Source organism: Micromonospora sp. NPDC049175, assembly GCF_043197345.1.
Classification (GTDB): domain Bacteria; phylum Actinomycetota; class Actinomycetes; order Mycobacteriales; family Micromonosporaceae; genus Micromonospora.
In genome coordinates this window covers 1,268,426-1,293,619 of sequence record NZ_JBICSY010000001.1, presented here as the reverse complement: position 1 = coordinate 1,293,619, position 25,194 = coordinate 1,268,426, and the positions used below count along the sequence as shown (strand labels likewise).

General features: G+C 72.7%; 21 protein-coding genes. 7 read left to right on the top strand and 14 right to left on the bottom strand.

Annotated features, from left to right (window positions below; translation table 11 throughout):
* Positions 1-48: 48 nt before the first annotated feature.
* Both ACGFH8_RS05440 and ACGFH8_RS05435 read right to left on the bottom strand, forming a co-directional pair.
* Entirely contained in the window at positions 49-1,023 is a 975-nt protein-coding gene (locus ACGFH8_RS05440) for a hypothetical protein (RefSeq protein ID WP_393363700.1), read from the bottom strand.
* Positions 1,020-1,385, bottom strand: coding sequence for a PadR family transcriptional regulator (locus ACGFH8_RS05435; protein WP_393363697.1), 366 nt, complete (start codon positions 1,383-1,385; stop codon positions 1,020-1,022). Before ACGFH8_RS05435 ends, ACGFH8_RS05440 begins: the two co-directional genes overlap by 4 nt.
* A 178-nt stretch (positions 1,386-1,563) precedes the next feature.
* Between ACGFH8_RS05435 and ACGFH8_RS05430 the strand changes: the two genes are divergently transcribed.
* Complete coding sequence (locus ACGFH8_RS05430; protein ID WP_393363694.1) at positions 1,564-1,986, top strand: hypothetical protein; 423 nt, start codon at positions 1,564-1,566, stop codon at positions 1,984-1,986.
* 193 nt (positions 1,987-2,179) lie between these two features.
* Here the strand turns inward: ACGFH8_RS05430 and glnA are convergent, their stop codons facing one another.
* The gene (gene glnA, locus ACGFH8_RS05425) at positions 2,180-3,604 is read right to left on the bottom strand and encodes a type I glutamate--ammonia ligase (protein ID WP_393363692.1); all 1,425 of its coding nucleotides are present in this window, start codon (positions 3,602-3,604) and stop codon (positions 2,180-2,182) included.
* A gap of 253 nt (positions 3,605-3,857) precedes the next feature.
* Here glnA and ACGFH8_RS05420 point away from each other — a divergent pair, with 253 nt between their 5' ends.
* Positions 3,858-4,265: an RDD family protein gene (locus ACGFH8_RS05420; protein WP_393363689.1), complete on the top strand. Its 408-nt coding sequence runs from the start codon at positions 3,858-3,860 to the stop codon at positions 4,263-4,265.
* Positions 4,266-4,737: 472 nt separating this feature from the next.
* On the opposite strand, the gene ACGFH8_RS05415 is transcribed toward ACGFH8_RS05420, so the two are convergent.
* Positions 4,738-5,424: a DUF4191 domain-containing protein gene (locus ACGFH8_RS05415; protein WP_393363686.1), complete on the bottom strand. Its 687-nt coding sequence runs from the start codon at positions 5,422-5,424 to the stop codon at positions 4,738-4,740.
* Between the two features lie 206 nt (positions 5,425-5,630).
* Here ACGFH8_RS05415 and ACGFH8_RS05410 point away from each other — a divergent pair, with 206 nt between their 5' ends.
* A complete protein-coding gene (locus tag ACGFH8_RS05410; RefSeq protein WP_393363683.1) occupies positions 5,631-5,801 on the top strand; it encodes a hypothetical protein in 171 nt (56 codons plus the stop codon).
* A complete protein-coding gene (locus tag ACGFH8_RS05405; protein ID WP_393363680.1) occupies positions 5,798-8,935 on the top strand; it encodes an AAA family ATPase in 3,138 nt (1,045 codons plus the stop codon). The genes ACGFH8_RS05410 and ACGFH8_RS05405 overlap by 4 nt, the downstream gene beginning before the upstream one ends.
* 130 nt (positions 8,936-9,065) lie before the next feature.
* Here the strand turns inward: ACGFH8_RS05405 and ACGFH8_RS05400 are convergent, their stop codons facing one another.
* Positions 9,066-10,763 (bottom strand): hypothetical protein, encoded by a 1,698-nt coding sequence (locus tag ACGFH8_RS05400; protein ID WP_393363677.1) that lies wholly within the window; start codon positions 10,761-10,763, stop codon positions 9,066-9,068.
* Between the two features lie 172 nt (positions 10,764-10,935).
* Positions 10,936-11,931 carry a lipoyl synthase gene (gene lipA, locus ACGFH8_RS05395; protein WP_393363674.1) on the bottom strand — a complete coding sequence of 332 codons (996 nt, stop codon included), beginning with the start codon at positions 11,929-11,931 and terminating at the stop codon, positions 10,936-10,938.
* Between the two features lie 453 nt (positions 11,932-12,384).
* On the opposite strand from lipA, the gene aspS reads away from it, so the two are divergent.
* Positions 12,385-13,671, top strand: coding sequence for an aspartate--tRNA(Asn) ligase (gene aspS, locus ACGFH8_RS05390; RefSeq protein WP_393363671.1), 1,287 nt, complete (start codon positions 12,385-12,387; stop codon positions 13,669-13,671).
* On the opposite strand, the gene ACGFH8_RS05385 is transcribed toward aspS, so the two are convergent.
* From ACGFH8_RS05385 to ACGFH8_RS05360, 6 genes are all read right to left on the bottom strand, one after another.
* Positions 13,631-14,974 (bottom strand): RNA polymerase sigma factor, encoded by a 1,344-nt coding sequence (locus tag ACGFH8_RS05385; RefSeq protein WP_393363668.1) that lies wholly within the window; start codon positions 14,972-14,974, stop codon positions 13,631-13,633. The genes aspS and ACGFH8_RS05385 overlap by 41 nt on opposite strands.
* 4 nt (positions 14,975-14,978) lie before the next feature.
* Positions 14,979-15,323 carry a YciI family protein gene (locus ACGFH8_RS05380; RefSeq protein ID WP_393363665.1) on the bottom strand — a complete coding sequence of 115 codons (345 nt, stop codon included), beginning with the start codon at positions 15,321-15,323 and terminating at the stop codon, positions 14,979-14,981.
* 162 nt (positions 15,324-15,485) lie between these two features.
* Positions 15,486-16,592: a pyridoxal-phosphate dependent enzyme gene (locus tag ACGFH8_RS05375; RefSeq protein ID WP_393363662.1), complete on the bottom strand. Its 1,107-nt coding sequence runs from the start codon at positions 16,590-16,592 to the stop codon at positions 15,486-15,488.
* Between the two features lie 32 nt (positions 16,593-16,624).
* Complete coding sequence (gene lipB / locus ACGFH8_RS05370; RefSeq protein ID WP_393363659.1) at positions 16,625-17,266, bottom strand: lipoyl(octanoyl) transferase LipB; 642 nt, start codon at positions 17,264-17,266, stop codon at positions 16,625-16,627.
* 48 nt (positions 17,267-17,314) lie between these two features.
* Entirely contained in the window at positions 17,315-18,559 is a 1,245-nt protein-coding gene (locus ACGFH8_RS05365) for a hypothetical protein (protein WP_393363657.1), read from the bottom strand.
* A 57-nt stretch (positions 18,560-18,616) separates the two neighbouring features.
* On the bottom strand, positions 18,617-20,449 hold the full coding sequence (locus ACGFH8_RS05360) for a DUF2079 domain-containing protein (RefSeq protein ID WP_393363654.1): 1,833 nt from the start codon (positions 20,447-20,449) through the stop codon (positions 18,617-18,619).
* A 226-nt stretch (positions 20,450-20,675) separates the two neighbouring features.
* On the opposite strand from ACGFH8_RS05360, the gene ACGFH8_RS05355 reads away from it, so the two are divergent.
* Positions 20,676-21,920 (top strand): PHB depolymerase family esterase, encoded by a 1,245-nt coding sequence (locus ACGFH8_RS05355; protein ID WP_393364535.1) that lies wholly within the window; start codon positions 20,676-20,678, stop codon positions 21,918-21,920.
* 158 nt (positions 21,921-22,078) lie between these two features.
* Here the strand turns inward: ACGFH8_RS05355 and ACGFH8_RS05350 are convergent, their stop codons facing one another.
* Positions 22,079-22,978 (bottom strand): TIGR01777 family oxidoreductase, encoded by a 900-nt coding sequence (locus tag ACGFH8_RS05350; RefSeq protein ID WP_393363652.1) that lies wholly within the window; start codon positions 22,976-22,978, stop codon positions 22,079-22,081.
* A gap of 309 nt (positions 22,979-23,287) precedes the next feature.
* On the opposite strand from ACGFH8_RS05350, the gene ACGFH8_RS05345 reads away from it, so the two are divergent.
* On the top strand, positions 23,288-24,139 hold the full coding sequence (locus tag ACGFH8_RS05345; protein WP_393363649.1) for an NAD(P)H-binding protein: 852 nt from the start codon (positions 23,288-23,290) through the stop codon (positions 24,137-24,139).
* Positions 24,140-24,169: 30 nt separating this feature from the next.
* Here ACGFH8_RS05345 and ACGFH8_RS05340 read toward each other — a convergent pair whose 3' ends face one another.
* Positions 24,170-25,168, bottom strand: a complete 999-nt coding sequence (locus ACGFH8_RS05340; RefSeq protein ID WP_393363647.1) for an aldo/keto reductase — start codon at positions 25,166-25,168, stop codon at positions 24,170-24,172.
* Positions 25,169-25,194 lie beyond the last annotated feature (26 nt).

Below are 25,194 nucleotides of genomic sequence, written 5' to 3'. Positions count from 1 at the left end.
TCGATCTCCAAAGGCCCCGCCAACCTCATGATCAACTCGCGGTGTGCATCAGGATCGAGCGCCGCAGGTGGGGCAGGCGCGCCTGGCGCTGGGGGTCCGGCGGGTGCGGACGAGGATGGTCAGGAGTAGGACGGCGGGACCGGCCAGCGCGACGGCGATGGTGCTCGTGGCCAGCGCCGCGAAGCTGACGTCGCCGCGGATCGGGTCGATGGCATCGCCCAGGGCGGGCACCGCCAGGAAGCCGGCAGGGGTGAGCAGCGTGACGAGCGCCCAGCCGCCGCGGGTGTCCCCGCCGATGGCCAGACCCATGGCCAGCAGAGCCCCGACGACCAGCAGCAAGCCACCGACGGTGGGCAGGAATCTCGACGCGGTGAAGCCGTAGTAAATGAGACCATCGTCCATTCCCACCAGGTATTCCGTCGCCGCTGCCGCCGTCACAGCGGAGAGCAGCGGTGCAAGGCGGATCGCCGTCGCGGGCCGGTCGGGCAGAGCCAACGCCAGCAGGCCGAGTACGACCTGCGGCAGCAGCACGAACAGCGGCGGCCGGAATGCATCGAGCACTGCGGCCAACGGCGGCAGCGCCAGCGTGAGCAGGAGGGCGAGGGCGATGGTCAGCCGGGCGATCCGGCGCGGCGCGACGGCGGTGGCGATCGCGGCCAGCAGCCAGCCCGCCCAGGCGATGACACCGATCGAGACGAACGGGCCGACGTGGGGTACACCCCATTCGATATTCGCCGGATGCAGCTCTGTCGTGCCCCAGACGCCGGCGAGGACGCTCGCGGTGACCATGGACAGCAGCGCCGCGAGGCGTACCCCGGGGGTCAGGCTGGCGACGCCCGCGGCCCGCAGCCGCTGACGCGCGCCGCCGCGGAGGAGGTCCGCAGCGTCCGCGGGCGAGGGCCAGCGGCGACCCGGCGCGGCCAGATCCAGGTAGGTGCCGACGATCTCGGCGCCGCGGGAACGCCGGTACTCGCCGGGGTACGCGCGCAGCAGTCGCAGGTAGCGGCGCTCCAGGTCGGTCATGCCAGCCCTCCGGCCACGCGCGGGGTGGTCGGCCGGGTGGCACGAGCGCGCCGGGCCAGCCGGGCGGTGGCGGCCTCGACGTTGTGCCGGAGCCGCTCGGTCTCGGCGGTCAGGGTGGCGTCGCCAGCGGGGGAGAGCCGGTAGTAGCGGCGCAGCCGGCCGTCCACCACCTCCTCCCGGTCGACCTCGACGAGGCCGGCGTCGACAAGCCGGTCGAGCGCCCCGTAGAGCGTCCCGGGACGCAGCGAGACGCGGTTGTCGGAGAGGGCGGCGACCTCGCCGATCAGCCCGTAGCCGTGCATCGGCTCGGCGGCGAGCGCGGTGAGGATCAGGAAGGTGGGTTCGCGCAGCGGTGTGTCCACCGCCGCAATATAACGGACGCGAAGGTATGGCGGGGGCGACGGGTCGCTGCGAACGCGGATCGCCATCTCGGTTTCCTGGCCCACCCGTCAACACGGCGGCCGCGGTTGATGTTTGACATGATCGCGCTGAAGTCGCGGCTGCGGGGCCCTCACCACGTCAAGCTGAACGGATCGCAAGATGATCTCCTACGGCGTGAGTATCGTCCGTCCCTGTGGCGACTGCGGATCTGAGATGACGTGTGACCTGGCGCAGCGCATCGTCCACGACCGGCTGCAGTGGACCGCCTGGTGTCACTGCCCCCACTGCGGCTCGACCGAGGAGACGTTCGGCTGGGATGACACGCCCGCCGAGATCCGCGACGCCGTGGTCGCTGGCTGCGGGTTGGCACGCCTCACCGTCGAGGGCACGACGGGACCCGGCCGCGTCGCGTTGTTGAAGGTCTTCCGTGATGCCGGAGCCTCGTTGCCGGAGGCGCAGACGGCGGCTCAGCGTGCGGTCACCACCGGCATCGAGGGAACCCGGGTGGAGCTTGAGCTGCTGATACGGCGGCTGGCACGGAACACCATTACCGCGATCGTCACCGGTGGCGATCGCTGCTGATTGGTAAGCCTCAGGCACGGCCGACGTGTCAACGACCTGCTCCACGACGGGGCCCGGCTGCTCGTCGACGGCGCGCTCGGTCAACACCGAACGGCGGCCATGCCGGCTGTGAGCCGGGCATGACCGCCGTTCGTGAGGTTGTACCCAAGATCAGTAGCGATCCTGTTGGTGCAGTTCAGAGCCTTGATCAGGCTCAGCAGTCGTAGTACATGGCGAACTCGTGCGGGGTCGGGCGCAGACGCACCGGGTCGACCTCGTTGGCGCGCTTCCAGTCCACCCAGGTGGAGATCAGGTCCGGGGTGAAGACCCCACCGTCGAGCAGGTAGTCGTGGTCGGCCTCGAGCGAGTCGAGCACGGCCGGCAGCGAGCCGGGCACCTGCTTGACGTCGCCCCACTCCTCCGGCGGGAGGTCGTAGAGGTCCTTGTCGATCGGCGTCGGCGGCTCCATCTTGCTCTTGATGCCGTCCAGGCCGGCCATCATCATGGCCGAGAAGGCCAGGTAGACGTTTGCCGACGGGTCCGGCACGCGGAACTCGACGCGCTTGGCCTTCGCGTTGCTGCCGGTCACCGGGATGCGGGTGCAGGCGGAGCGGTTGCGCTGCGAGTAGACCAGGTTGACCGGCGCCTCGTAGCCCGGCACCAGGCGACGGTACGAGTTGACCGTCGGGTTGGTGAAGGCCAGCAGCGACGGCGCGTGGTGCAGCAGACCACCGATGTACCAGCGGGCCATGTCGGACAGGCCGGCGTAGCCGGTCTCGTCGTAGAACAGCGGCTCACCGTTGAGCCAGAGGCTCTGATGGGTGTGCATGCCGGAGCCGTTGTCACCGAAGAGCGGCTTGGGCATGAAGGTCGCGGTCTTGCCGTTGGCCCAGGCCTCGTTCTTCACGATGTACTTGAAGAGCTGAAGCTGGTCACCGGCGTGCAGCAGGGTGGAGAACCGGTAGTTAATCTCGGACTGGCCGGCGGTGCCCACCTCGTGGTGCGAGCGCTCCACGTTGAAGCCGGTGTCGACGAGCCGCCGCACGATCGAGTCACGCAGGTCGGCGTAGTGGTCGACCGGCGGCACCGGGAAGTAGCCGCCCTTGTACGCGGTCTTGTAACCGAGGTTGCCGCCCTGCTCCTCGCGGCCGGTGTTCCACGCGCCCTCGACCGAGTCGATGTAGTAGAACGACTGGTGCGCAGAGGTCTCGTGGCGGATCGAGTCGAAGATGTAGAACTCCGCCTCGGCGCCGAAGTAGGCGGTGTCGGCGATGCCGCTGGCCGCCAGGTACGCCTCGGCCTTCTTCGCGACGTTGCGCGGGTCGCGGCTGTAGGCCTCGCGGGTGAACGGGTCGTGGATGAAGAAGTTCAGCGCGAGAGTCTTCTGCGCGCGGAACGGGTCGATGAACGCGGTGGCGACGTCCGGGAGCAGGAGCATGTCCGACTCGTGGATCGCCTGGAAACCGCGGATCGACGAACCGTCGAACGCGAGGCCGTCGGTGAAGAGGTCGTCGTTGACGGACTCGACCGGCAGGTTGAAGTGCTGCATCACGCCGGGCAGGTCACAGAAACGAACGTCGACGAACTTCACGTCCTCGTTCTTGAGGTATCGCAGCAGTTCCTCGGGATTGGCGAACACACATCCTCCTGGCACGTCCACGGGGTGGCTAGGCTTCTGGCGACGCTAGGGCCGGGCGGTTGCCCGGCCGTGTCTCCGTTGTTTCTGCCGTGTTACGTCCCGTGCGGAGCGTCAGCGATGCTCCGGTCCACGCCTCCGGCCCGCCGCGAACGCCGTCCGACTGTGCCAGTGTAATGACATCTGATGCCTTTGGCCCGAATCGGCACACCGTGGCGGCGACACCCGGCAGGCCCTCATCCCGGCGCGGATACCCTTGACCGCTGTGACCAATCCGCACGTCCCGGCAGCGCCGGCAACCGACCCCAGCTTCACCCCGCCCAGCCTCGGCAAGCGGTTCGGGGCGCTGATCATCGACTGGCTGCTCTGTGTGCTCGTGTCCAACTTCTTCGCCGACCCGATCCGCGACAGTTGGGCGCCGGTGCTGGTGCTGGTGCTGGTGTACGGCTTCTTCCTCGGCCTGTTCGCCCAGACGCCGGGCATGTACATCACGAAGATCCGCTGCGTGAACTGGCACGACGGTGGCCGGATCGGGGTGCTCCGAGGGTTGATCCGGGGCCTGCTGCTGGCCCTCGTCGTCCCCGCGCTGATCATGGACGAGCACCGTCGTGGCCTGCACGACCGGTTCGCCAACTCGGTCATCGTCGACGCCCCCCGAGGCTGAGCCCCCGCCGCCGAGCTCCCGTCGCGCCGCCGCGCTCCCGTCGCGCCGCCGCGCCGCTGCGCTCGCGCCCCCGGCCTCCCGCCGCGCCCCCGGCCCGCCGTCCGCTGCCCCGCCCGCCGGCTTCCGCCCCGCCCGTCCGCCGCGTCCGTGCCGCGCCTTTCTGTCCGTTCGCCCAAGATCGTGCTCGATGCAGGATGTAGTGGTATCCCCGCAGTTCGAGGCCACTACATCCAGGATCGAGCACGATCTTGACCCCTGCCGGGATCGCAGGCTCGCTTCCGGCGGCCCATGCGCCCGCATCTGGGCAAGATCGCAGCAACTTCGGGGAAGTTGCTGCCTGCGGCGCGTCTGAGGCAGCAACTTCAGGGATGTTGTGCGGGCGCGGCGCGGGCGCGGGGTGCGGGGCGCCGGGGCACGGACGGGAAAGAGCCGGACCCACACGGGTCCGGCTCCTTCGCGTACAGCTGGGGGGTCAGCGGCCCCGCGACTGGCGGGACGCGCCTGGCGGCCGCATGTTCTTCGGGATCGCGCCCTTGGGCATCTGCGGACGGGCGGTGAGGGCCTTGAGCCGCTTGTCCAGCGAGTTGACGTCCTTGCCAGAGAGCGCCCGGGGCAGACGCAGCAGCGTCGTGCGGAGCTTGCGGATCGGCAGCTCGCCCTCCTGCTGCCCGATCACGTAGTCGTGCAGGGGAGCGGAGCCGATCACCTTCGACAGCCGCCGCTTCTCCTGCCCGAGCAGGCCGCGCACCCGCTGGGGGTTGCCCTCGGCCAACAGGATCACGCCCGGCCGGCCGATCACCAGGTGGATCATGTCCATCTGGGTGGTCGAGCTGACCGCCGGGGTCACCCGCCAGTCGCCGCGCATGTTCTCCATGATCTGCGCCGCCGCGCCGGGCTGCCCCTCGGCGGCGTTCATCATCGCCCTGTTGGACCGCAGGTTGAGCACGATCAGCACCGCGAGCAGGACGAACAGGATGCCGATCGGCAGCCAGATCCAGCTCCAGAGGATGACCGCGACCACGGTGAGGGCGAGCGGGATGAGCACCGCGGCGGCGACCAGCGGCGCGAACCACCGGTCCTGCTTGGCGGTGAACTGGAACACCATCCCGATCTGCTTCAGCCGTTGGCCGAACGAGACCTTCTCCTGGGGCTTTGCCATGCCGCAGAGTCTAGTGGTCGCCGCCCGCCCCGTTGATCCGCGTCCGGGTGCCGGCCGACTGAGTACCTTACGTCGCCTCGCCGGTGCGGGCCGGGCACGTAAGGAGGGCGCCACCGGTGAAGATCAGGCGCTGTCCCCATGCCCGGGTGGGGCCTTCGCGCGGAGAGTCGTCAGCAGCGGACGACACCACGACGAAGGAGACCGACATGTTCGGCAACGACGCGGAATTCCTGCTCTCCCTGCACCGTACGCACGCCGCCGAGCTGCGCGCCGAGGTGGCCGCGGACCGGCTCGCCCGCGCGGTGTCGCGACACACCGGCCGGAGCTGGCTGGGCCGCCGCCAGCCGACCCGCCGCCTCGGCGACGACCGCCGGTGACCGCGCCCGCCCCGGCGGCCACGTCCACGGCATTCGACCCGCGCGACGGCCGGCCGCCGGTGACCGCGCCCGCCCCGGCGGCCACGTCCACGGCATTCGACCCGCGCGACCGCCGGCCGCCGGTGACCGCGCTCGCCCCGGCGGCCACGTCCACGGAACCCGACCCGCGCGACCGCCGGCCGCCGGCCCTCCCGCCGATCGGTGGGGCCGGCGCCGGTGGCCGCCATGGCATGCTCGCTTCCGTGACCGTACGCGCCGCCAGCTCCGTCCTCGTCGGCCGCCAGCACGAGTTGGCGACGCTGCGCGAGACGCTGACCCGCGCACGGGCTGGGGAGCCGACCACCGTGCTGGTCGGTGGCGAGGCGGGGGTGGGCAAGACCCGGCTGTTGGAGGAGTTCTCCGGCGGGGCCACCGACGGCGGGGCGCGGGTGCTTGTCGGCCAGTGTCTGGAGCTGGGCGAGTCGGGTCTGCCGTTCGCCCCGTTCGCCGCCGCCCTGCGCGCGGTGCTGCGCGTCGACGGTCCCGAGGTGTTCGCCGGGTACGAGGCGGAGTTCGCCCGGCTGCTGCCGGAACTGGGCCGGGCGACACTGGCCGCGCCGAGCGCCGCCCCGGTCGGTGACGCCCCACGCGGATACCTGTTCGACCTGGTCGCCGAGCTGTTCCACCGGCTCGCCGACGCCCAGCCGCTGGTGCTGCTGATCGAGGACCTGCACTGGGCCGACCGCTCCACCCGCGACCTGATCGGCTTCCTGGTCCGGACGGCCCGACCGGGCCGGCTGCTGCTGGTCTGCACCTACCGCACCGACGAGTTGCAGCGCGGGCACCCGTTGCGCCCGTTCCTGGCCGAGCTGGACCGGGTCCGCGGCGTGCACCGGGTCGAGCTGGGCCGGCTGGACCGCGACGGCACCGGCGCGATCCTCGCGGATCTGCTCGGCGTCGAGCCGCCCACACGTGCCGTCGACGACGTCCACGAGCGCACCCAGGGCAACCCCTTCTTCATCGAGGAGCTGGCCGTCGCCGGTGACCCGGTCGGCTGCGCGGCGCTTCCGGAGACCCTGCGCGACCTGCTGTTGGCCCGGGTGGACCGGCTGCCCGAGCCGTCCCAGCGGGTGCTGCGGATCGCCGCGGCCGGCGGCACCCGGTTCGCCCACGACCTGCTCGCCGAGGTCGCCGGGCTGCCGGACACCGAGTTGGAGGACGCGCTGCGTGCCGCCGTCGCCGCCCAACTCGTGGTGGCCGACCCGGACGGCGACTACGAGTTCCGGCACGCGCTGGTCCGCGAGGCCGTACACGACGAGTTGCTGCCCGGCGAGCACGCCCGGCTGCACGCCCGCTTCGCCGCCGCGATCGAGGCGCAACCGCACCTGGTCGCCGTCGGCCGGGCCCCGGCCGAGATCGCCCACCACTGGTACGCCGCGCACCACCACCCGCGCGCCCTGGTCGCCGCGCTGTCCGCGGCCCGCGCCGCCGCCGACAGGTACGCCTACGCCGAGCAGCGCCGACTGTTGGAGCGGGCGCTGGAGCTGTGGGAGCTGGTGCCCGACGCCGCCGACCTGCTCGGCATCGACCACCTGGCGTTGCTGGAGCAGACCCTGGACGCCTCGATCACCGCCGGTGACTTCAGCCGGGCCATCACCCTGACCCGGGCCGGACTGGCCGAGGTGGACGCCGACGCCGCGCCGCTGCGTGCCGCCCGACTGCTGGACCAGCGGGGTCGACTGATGGCCCTGCTCGGCAAGGCTGACGGCAGCCGCGAGCTGGATGAGGCGTACCGGCTGGCGGCCGGTGGCCCGACCGGCGTGGAGCGGGTTCGGCTGCTCGCCGACATCGCCACCCACCTGGCCAAGATCGATCCTCCGCAGGCCGCCCGGGTGGCCGCCGAGGCGGATGCCGCCGCCGCGGCCCTCGGCGAGGAGTTGGCCCTGCTGCCGACGCGGATCGCCATGCTCTGCCACGGCGAGCGGGATCTGGAGCGTGGGCTGACCGGGCTGGCCGAGGTCGAGGCCGTCGCGCGTACGGCCGGGGACACGCCGACTCTCGTGCTCGCCAAGGTGTTCGAGTCGGACATGCTCTGCGAGTTGGGCCGCTACGCCGAGTCCGCGCAGGCGGCGGAGGCCGGGGTGGCCGAGGCGCGGCGGGTGGGGATCAGCCGCTCGACCGGGGCGTACCTGCTGTCGAACCGGGCCGAGGCGCTTATCGCGCTGGGTCGCTGGGACGAGGCCGAGGGGGTGTGCGCGGAGGCCGCCCGGATCGACCTGTCCGGCGTCACCGGGCTGCACTGGCTCCAGTTGGGCGCCGGGCTGCGGCTGGCCCGCGCCCATCCGGGCGCCGAGGAGCTGGTCGACCGGGCGTTGGCCTTCCTCGGCCGGCCCTACCTGTGGCCGGACCAGCGGCTGCCCCTGCACGAGCTGGGGATCGAGGCCGCGTTGGCCGCCGACGACAAGGTCGAGGCGGTACGCGCCGCCCGCGCCGCGGTTTCCGACGCGCATCTGCCGCACCTGCCCCGGGAGGGCTGGCCGGTGCTCAGCGCCGTCGCCCGTACCGCCGCCCGGGTTGGTGACCAGGACCTGGCCGCCGCCGTCACCGCGCTCGCCGCGGACCTGCCGGTCCGGCACCCGGCGGCGCGGGCGCACGCCGCCCAGGTCACCGCGCTGCTGGCGGTCGGCGACCAGGCGCTGCCGGCCTGGCGGGCGGCGGTGGACGCGTGGCGTGCCGACGGGCAGCCGTACCCGCTGGGTCGGGCGTTGCTGGCGTTGGCCGAGGCGGCCGCCGCCGGCGGCGAGCGGGACGAGGTGTCGGCGGCGGTCACCGAGGCCACGGAGATCGCCCGGCGGTTGGGCGCGACGCCTCTGGCCGAGGCGACCGCAACCCTGGCGCGGCGGGTCGGCCTGCGCGGGACGGGTCAGGGCGGGGCCGGCGCCGATCTGTTGACCGCCCGCGAGCGGGAGGTGCTGCGGCTGGTCGCCGAGGGGCACAGCAACAGCCGGATCGCCGAGCGGTTGTTCATCTCCCCGAAGACGGCCAGCGTGCACGTCTCCCGGATCATCGCGAAACTCGACGTGACGAACCGGGGGGAGGCCGCCGCGCTGGCCCACCGCCTCGGCCTGCTCGCCGAGCCCGCGCCACCCCGCTGACGAGCCCGCCGGCGGTCACCGCCGGGCCGGGCGGACCCGGCGGGACGAGCGGGCCTCGTCGGGCCGGGCGTACCCGGCGGGCAGGGCGGATCCGGCGGGCGGGGCGGACCCGGCGGGCCGGATCGGGCGGTCAGGCCGACGGCAGGTAGATCCGCCAGCCGTCGATCGTGACCAGGTTCAGGCTGCCCGGGGCGGCGCGCAGCCGCTCGTCGAGCGTGTGCGCCAACGGCGAGCCGGTCGGTGCGACCCAGGCGGGAGCGGTCGCGCCGTCGACCTCCCGCCGGTACGCGGGGTAACGGTCGAAGCCGGGGCGCAGCGCGTCATCGACGACCGCGCAGACCACCTGCTCCGCCGTGGCGAAGGTGAGCCGGTTGCAGGTCCAGTAACCGGCGCGTACGTGCCGTACACCGAGCTGCCGCAGGGTCGTCACCAACTCGGTGTGCCGGGCCTCGGCGGCCCGCGTCGCGGGTGCGGTCCGCGCTGCCTGCCAGGTGGCGTGGCCGGCGGTGCCCAGGGTGGCCAGGAGCAACGCCAGCGCGACCGGGCGGGCCAGCGCCGACCCGGGGCCGCGACGGTCGCCCACCGGCCGTCGCGGACCGCCACGGGCCGTCGCCCAGACCGGCCACAGCAGTGCCGGCAGGGAGATGAGCAGACAGGACAGATAGCGGGAACTCTCCACCGGGGTGAGCCCGGCGGCACTGCTCACGGTGTACGCGCCGAGGGTGCCGACCGCGGCCAGTACGAGCGCCAGCCAGACCGCAGCCGCCACCCGAGCCGGCACCTCGGCAACGCCCCCAGCGCCGCCAGCGGCAGGGACCGCGGAGTCGGTCGGGAGGGCGGGATCGGTCGGGAGGGCGGGCGCTCGGCGCAGGGTGTGCCAGGCGGTCGCGGCGGCGAGGGCCAAAAGCAGCGGCAGGGCGAGCGCCCACCACAGTTGCCAGGTGGCGCACCGCCCGGGACCGCAGAATCCCATGCCCAGCGCCGGGCCGAGCAGCAGGCCGCCGTGCAACCGGTCCGCCCATCCCGCGCTGGCGTTCGCACCGCTGGCGGCGAGCACCGCGTTGAGTGGGTTCCGGCCGCTCAGCAGGCTGTCCAGCAGCAGCGGGGCCGCGCCCAGCGCGGCGGCGGCCCCGAACAGCGCCCCGGCCGCGCCCCACAGCTCCCGACGGCAGAACCCCACGAGCACCGCGCCGAGCGCCACGACGTACGGCAGCACCAGCGGGTCGACCCAGACCATCAGGCCGGCCAGGAACCCCCACACCGCCCAGCGCGCCAGCCGCCACCCCGGTCGCCCGCTCGCCAGATCCACCGCGAGCACGGCCAGCGCCATCCCGGCCGCGTTCATCTCCGGATAGCCACCACCCGCGATCAGCTGGTTCTTCACCACCCGGTCAGAGCCCAACGCCAGCACCGCCACCACCAGCAGCCCGAACCACAGGTCCCCGGTCAGGCGCAGCGTCAGGCGCCAGGCCAGCAGCAGGAACAACACGTACAGCGCGAGCGTGGGCAGCCGCAGACCGAGCAGCGACGGCCCCCCGGCCAGGGCGAACACCGGCGCGGCCAGGTACGCCTCCAGCGGGCCCATGTACTGCTGGCCGTAGAACCAGACCGGGAAGCCCTCGGCTCGGGAGATGTGCAGCGCGGCCAACCCCATGGCGGCCTCGTCGCTGTTCGTGGGCGGCGCGGCGTGACCCAGCAGCCAGAGCCGGTAACCCACCCCGACGAGCACGGCCAACCCGGTCAGCCAGCCGACCAACCCGAGACGCGAGCCCGGCCCAGGGTGCGGGGGCCCCGCGTCGCGCGGCTGCTCGCGTACGCCGACGGTCATCGCACGATCATGACATCCGGACGCCCGACGGCCGCGCGGCGGCGCGAGCGGTCGCGGCGAACCCGAGGCGGCCCGTAGGGTGAACGGCTGGCCGCGAGCGAATGGTGCGACCGAGGAGTGAACGCCGATGGGGGCGGGGCAGCCGGAAGCCGCCCCGCCCGCCAGGACCGGGTCAGCCCGCGGTGACGACCGGGACGGCGGCGCGGGCGTCGAGCGCCTGCTTGTAGAGCCGGCCCGCCCGGTACGACGAACGCACCAGCGGCCCGCTCATCACCCCGGCGAAGCCGATCTCCTCGGCCTCCTCGCGCAGCTCCACGAACTCCTCTGGCTTGACCCAGCGGGTCACCGGGTGGTGCCGGGGGGTGGGCCGCAGGTACTGCGTGATGGTGATCAGCTCGCAGCCGGCGTCGTGCAGGTCGCGCAGCGCCTGGGAGACCTCGGCCCGCTCCTCGCCCATGCCCAGGATGAGGTTGCTCTTGGTGACCAGGCCGTCGGCGCGGGCCTGCCGGATCACGTCCAGCGAACGGTCGTAGCGGAACGCCGGCCGGATGCGCTTGAAGATGCGCGGCACGGTCTCCACGTTGTGTGCCAGCACCTCGGGGCGGGAGCCGAAGACCTCGGCCAACTGCTCGGGCACGGCGTTGAAGTCCGGGATCAGCAGCTCGACGCCGCAGCCGGGCTGGAGCGCGTGGATCTGTCGGACGGTCTCGGCGTACAGCCAGGCACCGCCGTCGGGCAGGTCGTCCCGGGCGACACCGGTGATGGTGGCGTAACGCAGCCCCATCGCGACCACCGACTCGGCGACGCGACGCGGCTCGTCGGCGTCGAACTCGGCCGGCTTGCCGGTGTCGATCTGGCAGAAGTCGCAGCGCCGGGTGCACTGGTCACCACCGATGAGGAAGGTGGCCTCCCGGTCCTCCCAACACTCGTAGATGTTGGGGCAGCCGGCCTCCTGGCAGACGGTGTGCAGTCCCTCGCGCGAGACGAGCCCGCGTAGCTGGGTGTACTCCGGACCCATCTTGGCCTTGACCTTGATCCACGGCGGTTTACGCTCGATCGGCGTCTCGGCGTTGCGCGCCTCGATGCGCAGCAGACGCCGCCCCTCGGGGGCTGCCGTCGCGGTGCGCGCTGCCTGGCCGGTCGTCGGCGCGGAGTGCTCGATCGTCACGAAAACGAGCCTACGCCGGACGGCAGGTGTCTATGTACGCCAGGCGACCGGCGTCACGCTCCAAACGTTGTGACGCCGGACACCGGATAGTCGAAAATGAGCGTCACACGCGTGGGGATCTGGTGCTACGGTCACCGCCAACAGCGACGACGGAGCCGAGTAGCGCGCCGACCCGCCAGTGCAGAGAGCCGCCGGTGCTGAGAGGCGGTCTGGCACCGGTGCGCGAAGACCCTCCTGAGCTGCGGGAAGAACGGTTACGGGTCACCCGTGCCCAGTAGAGCCCGCCCGGCTGGCCCTGGTCATCAGGCGACGAACGAGGCCCCCGCTCGCGCGGGGGTGAAGGTGTGGTGGCACCGCGAGGTTCCCGCTCGCCCACACCTCCCTGGGGCTGATGCCACGCATCGCTTCCCCAGGGCGGCGACGGCGTGGCGATCGACCGAGGAGCAGCCCGCCATGCAACGAACCCTGTCCCACCACCTGCCCGCCCAGATCGGCGCGACCGTGCGGATCGCCGGGTGGGTGCACCGCCGCCGACTGCTCAAGTCGGTGGCCTTCCTGATCGTGCGCGACGCCGCCGGCCTGGCCCAGGTGGTCGTGACCGACCCGGCCGTCCGCGCCGACCTGGAGAAACTGCCCGAGGAGACGGTCGTCGAGGTCACCGCGACGGTGACCGCGAACGACACGGCGCCCGCCGGGGTCGAGCTGACCGACCCGGAGGTACGCCCACTCGGGCCGCCTGCCGTGCCGCCACCGTTCGACCTGTACCGGCCGGCGCTCACCGCGAGCCTGCCCACCCAACTCGACAACGCGCCGACCGCGCTGCGTCACCCCACCCGGTCGGCCGCGCTGCGGATCTCGGCGGCGGCGGTCGCCGGCTTCCGGGCCGCACTCGACGCCCACGACTTCGTGGAGATCCACACCCCGAAGGTGGTCAGCTCCTCCACGGAGAGCGGGGCGAACGTGTTCGCGCTGGACTGGTTCGGCGGGCCCGCGTACCTGGCCCAGTCGCCGCAGTTCTACAAGCAGTTGATGGTCGGCGTCTTCGAACGCGTCTACGAGGTCGGGCCGGTGTTCCGGGCCGAGCCGCACGACACCGTCCGGCACCTCGCGCAGTACACGTCGCTCGACGCCGAGCTGGGCTTCGTCACCGACCACCGAGACGTGATGCGGGTCCTGCGCGACACCCTGGCCGGGATGTTGGGCACCGTGGGCGAGCGGGCCGGCGGGGCCCTGGCGACGCTCGACGTCACACCACCGCAGGTGCCGGCGGAGATCCCGGCGGTGCACTTCACCGAGGCGCTGACGATCGCCGGCGCGCCCGCCGACGAGCCGGACCTCGCGCCCGCGCACGAACGGGCGCTGGGCGAGTGGGCCCGCCGCGAACACGGCTCCGACTTCCTCTTCGTCACCGGCTACCCAATGGCCAAGCGGCCGTTCTACACCCACCCGGACCCGGCGCGGCCGGCGTACTCGAACGGTTTTGACCTGCTCTTCCGTGGGCTGGAGCTGGTCACCGGCGGGCAGCGGCTGCACCGGCACGCCGACTACCTGGCGGCGTTGGCGGCCCGGGGCGAGCCGGTCGAGCCGTACGCCGGTTACCTGGACGCGTTCCGGCACGGCATGCCGCCGCACGGTGGCTTCGCCATCGGCCTGGAACGTTTCGTGGCCCGGCTTGTCGGCGCGGCAAACATCCGGGAGGTCACCGCGTTCCCGCGTGACCTGCACCGGCTGACCCCGTAGGACCCGGCGCCGGCTGCGCGCCCGGCCCCGCCGACTCCGGTCGACAGTCGGCGAGCCGATCGCGCAGCCGGGCCGCCTGCGGGCCGTTGAGGTCGAGCGCGAGCGCCGCCCGGTACGCCGTGGCGGCCTCGTCGGCCCGGCCGAGGCGGTGCAGCAGCTCGCCACGGGTGGCGTGGAACCACGGATAGCCGGTTAGCCCGCCGATCGCCGCCACCAGGGCCAGCCCGGCGGCGGGACCGTCCCGCTCGGCGACCGCCGCCGCCCGGTTCAACCGCACCACCGGGGTGTCGTGCACGGTGAGCAGCACGTCGTACCAGGAGACGACCGCGTCCCACGGGGTCCGGTCGTACGACGGGGCGAGGGCGTGGCAGGCCGCGATGGCGGCCTGGACGACGTACCGGTCGGGGTGGTCGGGGGTGCGGCGCAGGCCCCGACCGACCAGCTCGACCCCGGCGGTGATCGCGGCCCGGTCCCAGCGCGTGCGGTCCTGCTCGCTCAGCAGCAGCGGTCGACGGTCGACGCCTACCCGCGCGGCCCGCCGGGAGTCCTGCAACAGCAGCAGGGCCAGCAGGCCGAGCACTGTCGGTTCGTCAGGCATCAGCTTGACAAGCAGCCGGGCGAGCCGAAGGCCCTCGTCCGCCAGCCCGACCCGGATCAGGTCGTCGCCGACGCCGGCCGTGTAACCCTCGTTGAAGATCAGGTAGACGGTGGCGGCGACGCCTGTCAGTCGTCCCGGCAACTCCTCGGCCGGCGGTATCCGGTACGGGATGCCCGCCCGGCTGATCTTCTGCTTGGCGCGGGTGAGGCGTTTCGCCATCGTCGCCTCCGGCAGCACCAGGGCGTGGGCCACCTCGGCGGTGGTCAGCCCGCCGATGGCACGCATCGCCAAGGCCACCTGCGCGTCCAGTGACAGCGCCGGATGGCAGCAGGTGAAGACCAGCCGGAGCAGGTCGTCCCGAACCTCCTCGGGTGAGTCCGACACGGGGTCGAGCAGCGCCACGGCCTCGGCCTCCTTCCCGGCGCGGCGGGCCTCCCGGCGGATCAGGTCGACCGCCCGTCGTCGCGCCACGACCAGCAGCCAGCCGCGCGGGTTGTCCGGCACGCCGTCGCGCGGCCAGGTCTGCAGGGCGCGTAGCACCGCGTCCTGTGTGGCGTCCTCGGCCAGGTCGACGCTGCCGGTGACGCGGATCAGCGTGGCGAGGATCCGGGACCGCTCGGCCCGGACCACCTGTTGCGCCGCGCTGGCAGCCCGCGCCCGCCGCGTCGCCGTGTCGGCGGCGGTCTCCGCGTCACCGGTCAGCATCGGGTCACAACGGGATGATGGGACGGACCTCGACCGCGCCGTTCCAGGCCGCGGGCATCTGTGCGACGGTCGCCACCGCCTCGTCCAGGTCCGCGCATTCCAGCAGGTAGAAGCCGGTCAGGGCTTCCTTGGTCTCGGCGTACGGGCCGTCGGTGGTGAGCACGTCACCGCCCTTGCCGCCGGAGACCCGCACGGTGGTCGCCGTGGCGGTCGGGTAGAGCGCGCTGCCGCCCCGGATCACCGCGCGGGCGGCCGCACCGAACTCCCGGTACTCCGCCATCTCGGCAGCCTGCTCGGGACTGGTCCAGTCGACGTCCGCGGTGTAGGTAAGTGCGATGTAGGTGGGCATGTCCGCTCCTCGCGTCCGGGCCGGGCGGTACGCGCCGACCTCAGGGCTGTCGAGCCGACGTCGGTCGCCGACTCCACCATAGGGACGATCGATCAAACGTCCCACGGGACACTCGGTGCGGAAATTCTCGACGGCCGTGTCTTGGCGCGCCTCCCTCGGCTGTCACAGCCCCTTGAACAGGTGGGAGGTGGTGACCAGGACTGCCCGCTCGCCGGCGGGGATGACGTCGCGTCGCCGTAGGACGTCGTAGGCGGCCAACACGGTGCAACTGCTGATCTCCCAGGTGTGCCCGTGTCGGCTCGCCCGCTCGTACCAGCTTGTTGCCAGGTCTTCCCGCACCACCACGACGCTGCCCGCACTACGGGTCACCGCGGCCTGAGCCTGGACTGTCGTGCTGCTACCGGCGATCGAGCGGAGGCTTCCGGCGCTGTCGGAGAAGCGTGCGGCGATGTCCTGGCCGGCAAGCACGGCGGACAACCTGGGAAAGGGTTCGACCAGATGAAGGCGGGGCAGGGGGCCACCCGTCAGGGCGGACCACTGGGCGAACCCGAGGTGGATGCCCCAGGCCAGATCGCCACGGCTCGACGGGATCACGACGTGGTCCACCCCGGCCGGAACGGCGGCCGCTATCTCCCAGGCGATGGCCTTGTAGCCCTCGATCCCGAAACAGCTACTTCCGATGACGATGTCGGCGACGTTGGAGACGGCCAACGTGTCGGGACGGTCGGCCGTCTCCCCGACAAACCTGATGCGTTCCTCGTCGGTGTCGAAGGTGTGCAGGTCCGCTCCGAGCCCGCGCAGCGGCTCCGCGAGCGATTCGGGCAGCCAGGTGAAGCCGGCCACCACGGCCCGGAGGCCGACGGCGGCGGCGAAAGCGGCCGTGGCCAGCCCCGCGTTACCTGACGATCCGACGACGACGCGCTCGTAGCCCGAGGCCTTCGCGTGGGTCACCGCCATCGCCGCGAACCGGTCCTTGTGGGATCCGGTCGGGTTCGCCGCCTCGTTCTTGACGAGCACCCCGTCGAGCCAGGGCAGCGGGAACAGCGGTGTGCGTCCCTGGCCCAGATCCGGAACGACCGGGTACGGCACCAGTTGGTCCTGGCGTACCGCCTCTGCCGGGTAACGGCAGAACAGGTTCGAGCCGTGGCCCGTGGCCGCGCAGGAGGGGCACCCGAGGGAGTAGTCGCCGACCGGATGGTGGGTACCGCACCGAATGCATTCGAGGGCCGTGACCGCGGTACCGCTCGGTGGTCGTACCGCGTCGGTCATGTCACGTCCCAGGGGTGTGGGTGCGCTCGTGGTCAGACCGCGACGAGGGTGGAGAGCCGGCGCTCGACCACCGGGAGCACGTCGGCGACGGTGATCGGGCGGCCCAGTTCGGCGGTGAGCGAGGTGACGCCGGCGTCGCGGATGCCGCACGGCACGATCCGGTCGAAGTACGTCAGGTCGCAGTCACAGTTGATCGAGAAGCCGTGCAGGGTGACGCCCCGGGCCACCCGGATGCCGATGGCGGCCACCTTGCGGGCTGGCCCCCGGTCGTCCGCGGGCACCCAGACCCCGCTGCGCCCCTCGACCCGGCCGGCGGTCAGCCCGACCTCGGCGCACACGTCGATGAGCAGCTCTTCGGTGCGGCGGACGTAGGCGACCACGTCCACCGGGTCGGGCAGCCGCAGGATCGGGTAGCCGACGAGCTGCCCCGGCCCGTGCCAGGTGATCTTGCCGCCGCGGTCGACGTCGACGACCGGGGTGCCGTCCGTCGGCCGGTCCCACGGCTCGGTGCGCTTGCCCGCGGTGTAGACGCTCGGGTGCTCCAGCAGCAGCACGGTGTCGCCGCGCTCGCCAGCCACCACCGACTCGTGCAGGCGTCGCTGCTCGTCCCAGGCGGCCTGGTAGTCGAGCAGGCCGGCGCGGACGGCGGTGAGGCCGGAGATCGTCGTTGTCACGGTGTCCAGCCTAATCCCGCTCCCGGCGATCGTCCCTGGTGAGCCGCCTCACCGCGATGCGGCGCGGCGGCGACGAACACGCCGAACGACGAGGACGGCGGCGAGCAGCAGCGGCACGGCCAGCGTGAGGTAGATCCAGAGCGGGGCGGCGAACGGTGACGGCCGGGGCTCCGGCCCACCGAACGCGGCCCGGGTCAGCAGGTCGCCCGGCACCTTCACGTCTGTCGACCCGACCGGCGTGGTCACCAACACCTCGCGACCGCCGTCGGCCGACAGCGCGGCGAGAACGGCCTGCCGGTCGGTGTCGTGCTCCGTCTTGCTGACATAGCGCAGGATGGGGTCGTCGCCGCGCCAGCCGATGATCTCGTTGACCGAGGTGCCCGCCGGCAGTGCCGGGCCGACGCTGTGGCCGGTGGCCGTGTCCAGGAACTCGACCCGCCAGGCGCGCGCCGCCGCCTGCTCAGCCGTGCACAGAAGCCCGGCGCAGCCGTCGAAGGCGAGCAGCGCGAGCCGCCGGCCGTCGGGATGCCAGGCGGCCGGGCCGGCCAAGATCCGCCGGTCGCCCAGGTCGACCTGCCAACGCGGGCCGCCGCCGCCCGGGTCGACGACCACCAGTCGCTGGCGCTCGGCGAGCTGGGCTGGCACGTCCGGCCAGCCGGTGACCGCCACCAGGTCGCCACCGGGTGACCAGGCCGCCCCGGTGTGCGTGGCGAAGGTGCCGACATCGACCACCCGCTCGGTGCCCCGGAACGGGTCGCCGACGAGCAGGTCGTCGGGCTTCTCCGGGTCGTTGAGCTGCTGGTTCTCCGGCCCGTAGGTGATCACCGTGTCGTCGTTGTCGCGGGTGCCCAGCACCTGTTGCCCGTCCGACGACCAGGCCAGCGGAGAAACTCCGGTGCTCATCGTGCGGCGCTGCCGGCCGGTGGTGAGGTCCAGTAGCTCGCCGGAGCCCGGCCGCAGGTAGTGCCGACCATCCGGGGAGAGCAACCCGTGCCCCTCGGCGATGCCGATCGGGATCAGCCGATACGCGCCGTCCCGGTCGACGAGCACACCTGTCGACTCGAAGTAACGGGTGCGGTCGGTGAAGAACACGAGCGCGGCCGGGCCGGCCGCCCGTTGCCCCACCGTGGCCTGCCACAGCCACGGATCGTGCACCCGGGTCGGGACCACGCCCGTCGTGCCGTCGGCGACCGCGCCGGTCCCGGCCGTGGCGGCTGGCGCGCCGAGTGCCACGAGAGCCAGCGCGACACCGATCGTGGCTCCCCGCCGCAGTCGCCGGCCCGTCGTTCCCATCGGTCCATTAGACGCGACGACGGCCCGTCCCGACGTCCCGCCCGGTCGTGGCGGGGTCTACCTGTCGGTCGCTGGGATGCGCCAGAGCCAGACGTCGTCGACCCGCTGCGGCTCGCCGAACAGGGCGGTGCCGGTCCGCCGCAGCGCCTCCTCGTCGACCTCGAACTTCGCGCCGTGCACCTCGTCGGCGAGCACCACCGTCTCGATCCGCCAGTGCCGCAGGTCCGACTGGACCTCCCGGATGGTCCCGTCGGTGACGATCGGCACCAACCCGGTGCGGCCGGCCTGGTCCATCAAGGCGCTCAGGGTGCGCGGGACCGGGCCGATCCGGCCGCGCCCGTCCGGCCCGCCGGGGCCGAGGAAGAAGCCGCCGGGGATCTCGAACTCGCCCTGCCGGTGCGACAACGCGTACGCCTGCCAGCGCTGGCCGTCCGGGTAGATGTCCACGGTCAACGGCACCGGCGTGAGCACGCCGTCCGGTGAGACGTAGTCCCGCCAGGTGCCGGAGGTGATGAACTCCGGGATGGGCTCCCGCTCGTCGGTCAGCAGTGGGGTGGGCAGCAGCGGCACCAGGGCCACCGCGAACCCGATCAGCCAGGCCGACTCCGTGGAGCGGTGCCGGGGCGGCGCGGCGCGCAGGTGGTCGACGGCGTACGCCAGCAGTAACCCGATCACCGGCGCGACCACGAGCGCCAGCCGGGCCGGCAGCGCGGCATTCACCACCGGCAGTTGTCCGAGCAGGTCGAACGGCATGGGCAGGTCGGTGCGGTGCCCGTCGACCTTGGCGATCGGGCCGAAGGAGAGCACCGAGAAGATCAGCGCGAGGACGCCCAGCGCCCAGAGGGTGGCCCGGCGGCTCGGGTCGGCCCACCGCCAGAGCGCGACGAAGCAGACGACGGTGAGCACCAGCAGCGGGATGCCGAAGAACGAGTTCTCCTCGGTCGGGTTCGGCGCCAGCGAGGTGCCCAGGCCCGCTTCGCCGGCCAGCGAGCGGCGCGGGAACGCGGCGAACGCGGCGATGTCCTCGGAGTGGATCGCCGGGTCGAAGCCGGTGCCGTGGAACCGTTGCGGCCCGGCGAAGTGCAACCACAAGGGGTACGACAGCAGCACGCCGGCCACCACGGCGGTCACCCCGAGCCCGCGCAGGAAGGTGGGCAGCGCGGCGCGCGCCTCGGCCCGGTTCGCCGGGTGCAGCGCCCAGATGGCGACGAACACCCCGAGCGCCAGCGCCGTGAAGAAGAGCCCTTCGGCGGCGATCGAGAACGCCACCGCGACGAGCACGCCGAGGATCACCCCGTCGCGCAGCCAGTGCCCCGCTCGGCGCAGCGCGAAGAGCCGCCAGATCAGCAGCGGCACCAGCCAGCCGGCCGTCCAGTTCAGGTGGGCGTTGGCGTGCGAGACCATGCCGGGGGAGTAGGCGATGAACAGGCCGCCGACCCCGGCGGCCAGCCGACTGCGGACCAGGTGCCGGGAGAGCAGCCAGTACCAGACCAGCGCCGTGGCGGCCAGGTTGAGGGTGAGGATCACCAGGAAGGTGGCCGGCGGCCCGATCAGGTACGTGAGCGGCGCGAAGACCACCGCGTACACGGTGATCGAGGTGTTCACCGCGAGGTTCACGCCGTCCGGGACGTTGATCAGGTACGTGAAGAGCGGGTTGTCGCCGTGGGTGACCGCGTGCCCGCCGAAGGCCAGCAGCCACTCGAAGAGCGCCTGGTCGCTGGAGTTGACGGTGATGGTGCGGACGTTCGGGTCCCGCCACAGCCCACTTGTCACCCAGACGGCGAGCGCGAACGCCACCAGCACGACGATCAGGTCGGCCCGGCGGTCCCGGACGACGCGCGGCGGTGACGCGGGTGCGGGCCCGGTGGCCAGCGACGGGGAGGACGGCACGCAGCGGACGTTACCAACCGGACCTGGACAGGCCGGTCAGACCTGCAAGGAGGGGACCGTTGTTGTCGCGTGGGGTTGGGGAGGACTCGCGTCGACGGTCCGGCGTACACCTCGGCGGCCGTGAATGTGTGAGCGCGCCCCATGTCTTGGCGGCGACACATCGTCGTAACGTCACGGCAATTCGACCGTGACCCAGTTCACAGTCCGCCCCTTCCAGGAGGCCGCCGTGCGCCGCTCCTCGTCCATCCTCACCCGGCTGATCGGCGTGGGCGCCGGGCTCGTCCTCGCCGCAGCCGGCGTGGTCGCCATCGCCGCACCCGCCCAGGCCGCGACCCTCACCCAGGTCACCGGGTTCGGCTCCAACCCGGGCAACCTCGCCATGTACGCCTACCGGCCGGACAACCTGCCGGCCAACTCCCCGGCCGTGGTGCTGCTGCACGGCTGCACCCAGACCGCCGCCGGCTACTTCTCCGGCTCCGGCTGGCAGAAGTACGCCGACCAGTGGAAGTTCTCCCTGATCGTCGCCCAGCAGCCGTCCGGCAACAACGCCAACTCCTGCTTCAACTTCTTCGAGGCCGGCGACACGGCCCGGGGTCAGGGTGAGGCGCTGTCCATCAAGCAGATGGTCGACCACGCCAAGGCGAACTACGGGGTGGACGGCTCCCGGGTCTTCGTCAGCGGGCTGTCCGCCGGCGGGGCGATGAGCGCGGTCATGCTCGCCACGTACCCGGACGTCTTCTCCGCCGGGTCGATCATCGCGGGCATCCCGTACCGCTGCGCCACCAGCATGGTCAACGCCTTCAGCTGCATGAATCCGGGCGCGGACAAGACCCCGGCCGCCTGGGGCGACCTGGTGCGGGGCGCGTACTCCGGCTACACCGGCCCGCGGCCCCGCGTGGTCATCTGGCACGGCACCTCGGACCCGACGGTCGTCCCGCTCAACGGCACCGAGTCCCGCGACCAGTGGACGAACGTGCGCGGCCTCTCGCAGACCCCGACCAGCTCCTCGTCGCTGCCCGCCAACACGAGCCTGGAGGTGTACGGCAACGACGAGGTACGGCTCTACCGCGTCTCCGGCATGGGCCACGGCACTCCGGTCGACCCGGGTTCCGGAGCCGACCAGTGCGGCACCGCCGGGGCGTACCTCCTCGACACCATCTGCTCGACGTACCGCGACGCGCTCTTCTTCGGCCTGAACGGCGGCACCACCCCCACCCCCACCCCGACGCCCACGACCACCCCGAGCCCGACCCCGACCCCGACGGTCACGCCCACCCCGACTCCGACGCCCACCACGCCCCCCACCTGCGTGACGGCCAGCAACTACGCCCACGTGGCAGCCGGCCGGGCGTACCAGTCCGGTGGCTACGCCTACGCGAACGGCTCCAACCAGCGCATGGGCCTCTACAACACCTTCTACACCAGCACCCTCAAGCAGACCGCCCCCGCCCACTGGGTAATCGGCTGCTAACCCCCCCACCCCGCCCGCCCCACCCGCCCCACCCCCGTCTCTACCCCCTGTTGATCATGAGGTTATTGCCACGACACGCCGATGGGAGTGGCGATAACCTCATGATCAACGCGGTGGGGGTGGGGGGCGGGCAGGGCGGGGTGGGGGTGGGGGTGGGTTTAGGGGTTCAGGGCTTTTTGGAGGGCTTGGGGGAGGGTGGGGTGTTGGTACGTGAAGGCTGCGCGGGTCAGCACGCCGGGGAGGACTCTGGTGCTGGTCAGGGCCTCGTGGGCGAAGCCGCCCAGCACCACCTTGAGCGCCAGTGCGGGGATCGGGACGATGGCCGGGCGGTGCAGTTGTCGGGCCAGCTCGCGGGTGAACTCGGCGTTCGTCACCGGGTTCGGGCCCACCACGTTGACCGGGCCGGCGATCTCGTCGTGGTCCAACAGGAAGAGGGTCGCGTCCAGCCAGTCGGGCAACGAGATCCAGGGCAGCCACTGCCGGCCGCTGCCCAGCCGGCCGGCGATGCCGAGCTTGAACGGCAGTAGCTGCGGCTTGAGCAGCCCTCCGTGGCGGTCCAGCGGCAGGCCGATGCGCAGCCGGATGACGCGTACCCCGGCGTCCTCGGCCGGTCGGGTCGCGGCCTCCCACACCCGGCAGACGTCGGCCAGGAAGCCCTCGCCGGCCGGCGCGTCCTCCTCGACGGCCCGGTCGCCGGTGTTGCCGTACCAGCCGACGGCCGAGGAGTTGAGCAACGCCCGGGGCCGGTCGGCGGCGGGAAGCCCGGCGATCGTGGTCGCGAGCGTGGTGGTGCTGTCCACCCGGCTGGTTCGGATCAACCGCCGGTAGTCGTCGTCCCAGCGCTTGTCGCCGACGCCCGCGCCGGCCAGGTTGACCACCGCGTCCGCCCCGGCGACCACGGCCGGGTCGAGCTGTGCGGCGGCCGGGTCCCATTGCCGCTCCTGCGGGTCGCGCGGCGGCCGACGGACCAGTCGGGTGATCTGGTGCCCGTCCGCCGTGAGCCGGTCGGCCAGCCGGGTGCCGAGGAAGCCGGACGCGCCGGCCAGAAGGATGCGCATACCCCCATCTTCGTCCAGAACGCCGCCGGCGGATGCCTGGGGCGCGGCCGCGGGACGTTTCGGCGAAGAAATCCGCGCCGGGATCGGTGCGGCGCGCAAAGCGCAGGTCAACGGGCGTCCCAGGCGCCGAAAAAGGCCGTCGGCGCATTCGGGAGTCGGCGCGTTTCCGCAGGTCAGAGCAAACGTGAATGCCATGTTCGCGATTGCTTTCGGCACCGGCCTGACCGACCATGAGCCAATCCGAGAGCGCCCCCGTCTCGGCGGGGTTGGCTCGCCGTGCCCGCCGACGGGCGACCCCGAGGAGGAATCATGCCGATCCTGGTGACCGGAGCGACCGGGACCGTCGGCGGCAGCCTGGTCCGGCAACTGGTGGCCGCCGGACACGACGTACGCGCGTTGACCCGCGATCCCACGTCACCGGCGGCCGTCGCGCTGCCCGGCGGGGTGGAGGTGGTGGCGGGCGACTTCGCCAAGCCTCACACGCTGGGTCCGGCGTTGCGCGGCGTGACGCGCATGCACCTGGTCGCGATGGACGGGTACGGCCCGCTGGCCACCGGGGCGGAGATCCTGGAGTTGGCCCGACAGGCAGGCGTCCGCCGGGTCACCCATCTCGGCCACAACGACCCGAGCCGGGCCGACGACGACCCGATCGAGGCGCCCCACCGGCCCCTGCACCGGGCCGTCGAGAACTCGGGCCTGGAGTGGACGCACGTCTTCCCGGGCGAGTTCATGGCGAACACCCGCGACTGGGCGGCAGGCATCCGCACCGAGGGGGTGGTGCGGGCGCCGTTCGGGGACTGGACCAGCGCACTTGTCCACGAGGCGGACATCGCCGCGGTCATCATGGCCGCCCTGACCGAGGACGGCCACGCCGGCCGCGTCTACCAGCCGACCGGGCCGGAGCCGGTCCGCCGCCGGGACGCGGTCTCGATGATCGGTGCGGCGATCGGCCGTCCGGTGCGCTTCGACGAGCTGACCCCGGAGCAGGCCCGCGAGCACTGGAGGGACCACTACCCGACCGATGTGATCGAGTGGTTCCTGGAGATGGGGCGCCATCTCGACGGCAACGCCTGGGTCGCCCCGGACGTCGAGCAGGTGACCGGCCGCCCCGGGCGCACGTTTCGACAGTGGGCCGCCGAGCACGCGGACGACTTCCGCTGACGGCGCCCGGGGCGCGGACCGGCCCGGTGGTCAGGCCGCGTGGGCCGGTCGCAGGTCCGCGAGCAGTCGCTCCACCTCGGCGTACGCCTCGGCGCCCAGCGGGCCGAGGGCCAGGGTGGCCAGGTTCTCCTCGGCCTGGGCGACCGTGCGCAGGCCGGGGATCGGGACGGTACGAGGGCTCCGCGCCAGCAGCCAGCCGAGCGCGCCCTGCGCGAGGGTCCGCCCGTCGGCGGTCAGCGCCGCCCGGACCTGCTCCACCCGGGCCGCCCAGCGTGGCGTCGGCCGGCCGTCGGTGAACCACTCCAGCCACTCCGGCGCCCGTCCGCGTACGTCGTCCGCCCCGACCGCCCGGGTCGACCCGGTGAGCAGCCCCATCGCCAGCGGCCCACGGTTGAGGCTGGCCAGGTCGTGGCTGTCGCAGACCGCCAGCACCGCCGGGTTGTCGCGCAGCACCGACTCGTCGTGCTGGATGGCGGCGCAGTGCGGACCGGCGGCGGCGAACGCCTCCGCCGAGGTGGGGTTGTCGGTGCTCCAGCCGTACGCCCGGATCTTGCCCTGGTCGACGAGGCCCTCCAGCGTGTCGACCAGGTCGAGCGCGGCGGGCGCCGGCAGCTCGTTGATGTGCAGTTGGTACAGGTCGACGTGGTCGGTGCCGAGGCGGCGCAGCGAGTCGTCCAGGCTGCGGACCGCGTACGCCGGGCTGGCGTCGGTGCCGAGCCACCGCCGGGTGCCCTCGTCGCTGACGTTGCCGAACTTGGTGGCGATCACCGCGCTGTCCCGCCGGCCGGCCAGGGCTCGGCCGAGGATCCGCTCGCTGTGCCCGGCGCCGTAGTTGCTGGCCGTGTCGAACAGGGTTACGCCGAGGTCGAGCGCCCGGTGGATGGTGCGGATCGACTCGTCGTCGTCGACCTCGCCCCAGCCGAACGGTTGTCCGTCGTCGCCCCAGAGTGGCCCGCCGATCGCCCAGCACCCCATCCCGATGGCGCTCACCGTGATGCCGCTGCGTCCCAGCGTCCGTGTCGTCGTCATGGTGACAAGCCTCCAACCTGGAGCGC